This is a genomic window from Shewanella sp. 10N.286.45.A1 (genome assembly GCF_041470405.1).
GTDB lineage: Bacteria > Pseudomonadota > Gammaproteobacteria > Enterobacterales > Shewanellaceae > Shewanella.
In genome coordinates this window covers 5,810-9,770 of the sequence record NZ_JBFRMK010000343.1, presented here as the reverse complement: position 1 = coordinate 9,770, position 3,961 = coordinate 5,810, and the positions used below count along the sequence as shown (strand labels likewise).

Here is a 3,961-nt window from a genome sequence, read left to right as displayed (position 1 = left end):
TATCTCTCCGCCACATTAAAGAAGGCAGCCTAAATGGCTGCCTTTTTGCTTTCTAAGGTAAGCTGTTGTTATTAATCGTTATATTGATTATCACTAGCGAGAGGGTTAGCAAAAATTAGCTTTCTAATTTTGTTTTTATGGGCTAAATTAGACTGAATAAGATAGCTTGACACACGTGTAGAGCAAGCAGGATTAATTTGGGGTAGGACAGCTTTGATTTCAGTATATTTAGTCGATGACCATGAGCTAGTACGTACTGGTATTCGGCGAATTCTAGAAGATGAACGCGGAATAAAGGTTGTTGGTGAAGCCGGTGACGGTGAGACTGCAGTCCAATGGTGCCGTAAAAATGAAGCTGATGTCATCTTAATGGACATGAATATGCCTGGGATCGGTGGCTTAGAAGCAACTCGAAAAATTCTTAGGTTTCAAGCTCACGCAAAAATCATCGTACTGACTATTCATACCGAAGATCCGTTTCCTACCAAAGTGATGCAAGCTGGTGCGTCTGGTTATTTAACCAAAGGAGCAACTTCTCCTGAAGTGCTACAAGCTATTCGACAAGTGGCCCATGGCCAACGTTATTTATCTCCCGAAATAGCGCAACAGATGGCATTGAGCCAGTTTAACCAATCTGAAGACAATCCTTTTAAATCGCTGTCTGAAAGAGAGTTGCAGATCATGCTAATGATCACCAATGGCGAAAAAGTCAGTGATATTTCTGAACAACTGAATCTTAGCCCAAAGACAGTGAATAGTTATCGATATCGCTTGTTTGCAAAGTTAGGCATCGGTGGTGATGTAGAGCTTACTCGCTTGGCAATTAGGTATAAGATGCTTGATACTGGCCAGTTCTGAATAAATATTAGCTATTAGGTGATCTAACGTCGTATGGCTGAAGCGTTCAATTCTAGCGAATTTTTAAAAACGGTTACATCGTCTCCCGGTGTTTACCGTATGTATGATATCGATAATACCGTTATCTATGTTGGGAAGGCTAAAGATCTAAAAAAGCGATTATCTTCTTATTTCCGTAAAAATCTCACTAATGTAAAAACACAGGCTTTAGTCGCTCGCATTGCTAATATCGATGTCACTATTACCCATAGTGAAACTGATGCTCTCATTCTAGAAAATGATTACATAAAACAGTACATGCCCAAGTACAATGTACTGCTCAGAGATGATAAATCCTATCCCTACATTTTATTAAGTAATCACAAGCATCCGCGGCTCTCTTACCATCGTGGTCCACAAAGAGCTAAAGGCCAATACTTTGGTCCGTATCCCAACGGTGGAGCTGTTCGAGAAAGCCTACATTTATTGCAAAAAATCTTTCCGATTAGGCAATGTGATGACCTGTATTATAAAGCGAGATCTCGCCCCTGCTTGCAGTATCAGATCGGTCGTTGTTCAGCGCCCTGTGTTGATAAAGTCTCTTTAGAGGATTATCAAGAGCAGGTCACACTCGCTTCTCTGTTTTTAAAAGGTAAAGACCAACAAGTCACCAGAGCACTTGTTGCCAAGATGGAAAAAGCTGCGCAAGAGCTACATTATGAGCAAGCGGCGCGTTATCGGGATCAGATCACTGCACTAAGACGGGTTGCTGAACAACAAGAAGTGTCACACGCATCTGGAGACATGGATGTTATCGGAGCGCACTTCTCATCGGGTGTCGCCTGCTTTCACTTACTCTTTATCCGAGAAGGCAAAATTTTTGGAAGTCGCAGCTATTACCCTAAAGTACCAGTGGATACAGAGTTGTCGGAAGTTTTACGATCCTTTATGTTTCAGTTTTATCTTAATTCAGATAGCCAACGAGTGACCCCTAAAGAGATTTTGGTCAGCGATGCCTTTGAAGAGCAAACTGAACTGGCTGCAGCAATAAAAACAGCGCAACAAAGAAAAGTAGAGATAAAAACACAAGTCCGTGGTGAACGTGCGCAGTTTTTACGGTTAGCAATGACTAATGCAACTAACTCTGTTATTACACGCCTATCTCACCGTAATACAGTAGAGCAGCGTTTCCTGTTGCTTGAAGAAGCGATTGAAGCCAGCAGTAAAATCCAGCGCATGGAGTGTTTCGACATTAGCCATACAATGGGGGAAAGCACGGTAGCATCTTGCGTTGTATTTAACCGTGAAGGGCCGAATAAAGCCGACTATCGCCGTTACAATATTGAGGGGATTACCCCTGGTGATGATTATGCAGCAATGAAACAAGCAATTAGTCGACGCTTTGATAAAGTGGCTAAAGGTGGGAAAACACCCGATATCCTCTTTATTGATGGTGGCATTGGCCAATTGCGTATTGCACAGAAGATTGTAGACGAAAAGTTCGTTGCATTAGATCATGCTCCAACATTGATAGGCGTCGCAAAAGGCGAGGGGCGTAAGCCGGGCCTTGAAACGCTTATTTATGGTGATAATGAGGAATCATTTACTTTACCTGCCGATTCAGGGGCATTACACCTTATTCAGCAAATTCGAGACGAATCTCATCGCTTTGCCATCACTGGCCATCGCAATAAACGACAGAAAACTCGAAATACTTCTTCACTTGAATCTATTGAGGGAATAGGTCCTAAACGTCGAAAAGCATTATTACAACATTTAGGTGGATTACAGGAAGTTAAGGGAGCGAGTGTGGCTGAATTGGTAAAAGTTCCAGGGATTAGCCTAGAAATGGCACAAACAATACATGATGCATTGCGAGGGTAGTAAAATTAAGGCAAGATTGGCGCTGCTTTTGAATTTTAGGTTTTATGATGCCGTTTAACATTCCTATCGCGTTAACACTTTTCAGACTATTACTGTTACCAGTGTTTGTTGTTCTTTTCTATATGCCTGACAGTTGGGCTCTATTTGCCGCCGCTTTTGTTTTTTGGTTAGCCGCTGTTACGGATGCGCTTGACGGTTACGCTGCTCGAAAACTGAAACAATCTACTCGTTTCGGTGCTTTCCTTGATCCAGTAGCAGATAAAATAATGGTGACAACCGCATTAGTACTGCTTGTTGCTCAATATCAAAGCATCTGGTTGACCTTACCTGCATTATTCATGATTGGACGTGAGATTGTAATCTCCGCTTTAAGAGAGTGGATGGCTGAAATTGGTAAGCGAGGGGCGGTAGCCGTCTCTTGGATCGGTAAATATAAAACCGCTGCGCAGATGACTGCAATAACAGGATTAATCTGGCAACCAAACGATTTTATTATATATAGCGCATTTGGGTTATTTTACGTTGCTGCGATACTGACTTTCTGGTCAATGATGAGCTACATAATAGCCGCATGGGGCGATTTAACCGCCGAGTAGCTCGTTTTAAAACCGATAAGATTAATTAGTGCGCAAGCAGTTATTTATCTACAAATATAGCGTTGACTCTTCGACATAAATCGGTAGAATGCCATTCCGTAGTCAAGGGGAAGCGAACTAAGCAAGAACTTGAATACAGATTAAATTGAAATGCGACATTAGCTCAGTTGGTAGAGCGATACCTTGCCAAGGTATAGGTCATCGGTTCGAACCCGATATGTCGCTCCAATTTAATATGGCGCGATGGCAGAATGGCTATGCTGCGGATTGCAAATCCGTCGATCTCGGTTCGACTCCGGGTCGCGCCTCCACAAATTAAGAGTTTGATGAGTGGTTAAGTAATTAACTACAGTGTTTCTACCGATAACACGTATCATCAAAATCAAAGAGTTTGCCCGAGTGGTGGAATCGGTAGACACAAGGGATTTAAAATCCCTCGCTTAATAGGCGTGCCGGTTCAAGTCCGGCCTCGGGTACCAAATATTCTCGCAAGAGAATTACAATAAGCCTCAACGCAAGTTGGGGCTTTTTTGTATCTAAATTTCTGCTTTAAATAATGGCTTATACCAATCAACAACAGATGTTGGCCGACTCAGCTAGATTATACCAATCAGTATATGAAGTTGATCTACTCAGAGCGTTTT

3 protein-coding genes and 3 tRNA genes are annotated in these 3,961 nt (G+C 42.2%); all 6 read left to right on the top strand.

The features are described from left to right. The first annotated feature begins 213 nt into the window (after positions 1-213). The 6 genes from uvrY to AB4238_RS20825 all read left to right on the top strand — a co-directional run bounded on the left by uvrY (position 214) and on the right by AB4238_RS20825 (position 3,796). Positions 214-858 (top strand): UvrY/SirA/GacA family response regulator transcription factor, encoded by a 645-nt coding sequence (uvrY, locus tag AB4238_RS20850; protein WP_220740379.1) that lies wholly within the window; start codon positions 214-216, stop codon positions 856-858. Between the two features lie 33 nt (positions 859-891). Further along, complete coding sequence (uvrC, locus tag AB4238_RS20845; protein WP_372035375.1) at positions 892-2,721, top strand: excinuclease ABC subunit UvrC; 1,830 nt, start codon at positions 892-894, stop codon at positions 2,719-2,721. A 47-nt stretch (positions 2,722-2,768) separates the two neighbouring features. Next, entirely contained in the window at positions 2,769-3,317 is a 549-nt protein-coding gene (pgsA, locus tag AB4238_RS20840) for a CDP-diacylglycerol--glycerol-3-phosphate 3-phosphatidyltransferase (RefSeq protein ID WP_371995337.1), read from the top strand. Positions 3,318-3,469: 152 nt separating this feature from the next. Then, a tRNA-Gly gene (locus tag AB4238_RS20835) sits at positions 3,470-3,545 on the top strand. Positions 3,546-3,554: 9 nt separating this feature from the next. Next, a tRNA-Cys gene (locus tag AB4238_RS20830) sits at positions 3,555-3,628 on the top strand. Between the two features lie 82 nt (positions 3,629-3,710). Continuing rightward, positions 3,711-3,796: transfer RNA gene (locus tag AB4238_RS20825), tRNA-Leu, on the top strand. The last annotated feature ends 165 nt before the right edge of the window (positions 3,797-3,961 follow it).